This is a genomic window from Streptococcus sp. GMD4S (genome assembly GCF_000296955.1).
In genome coordinates, this window is sequence record NZ_AJRE01000388.1 from 1 (window position 1) to 604 (window position 604).

General features: G+C 42.4%; 1 protein-coding gene. It reads right to left on the minus strand.

The genetic code is table 11. The annotated features are described in order from the left end of the window. On the minus strand, positions 1–604 hold a 604-nt coding region (locus GMD4S_RS10065; protein ID WP_000329002.1), incomplete at both ends, for an SNF2 helicase associated domain-containing protein.

Here is a 604-nt window from a genome sequence, read left to right on the forward strand (position 1 = left end):
CCGTCATCCTCCCTATCAAAGTAAAAGATTGGTGAAAAGGGTCTGATTTGCAAGCGCTCAGGAGCAGAAACTGTGCCCAGCTGTCCAAACAAAGGCAGACAGGCAGCCAGACGGTCACGATCACTGTTGTCAAACTGGAGGCATTTTCTCCCTCTTTCCTCCTGAGGAAGCTCCTTGATTTCCTTTAGGAGGCTGATTTGTTTAGGATTTAAGAGATAAAGATTCCCCTTACGAAAGAGAACCGCTCCCCCATAGAATACGTTGATTCGCTCACTTTCAGAAATCTCCATCTCAAAATAATCAGGATACTCCTGCACGGAAAAAGAGAACAGTTCTGCATCTGGATCTAAATCATGAAAGAGAAGATTTTCATAACTAGTAATCTGATGTTCGAAATGAAAATCCTCCAAATTCATCAGCAACTCCACTCCCTGTTCAAAAAAGGTCAGAGGGAAAAAGAGGTGACGACCTTGATTGGGGAAAAAGAGGTCTTGACTCAGTCCCTCCTCAATCAAGCCACATAAAAAAGTAAGAACTTCTTGACTAGCTGTATCAAAAGCATCCCAAGACAAGTCATTTTCATAGTGTTTCCCAATCATATATG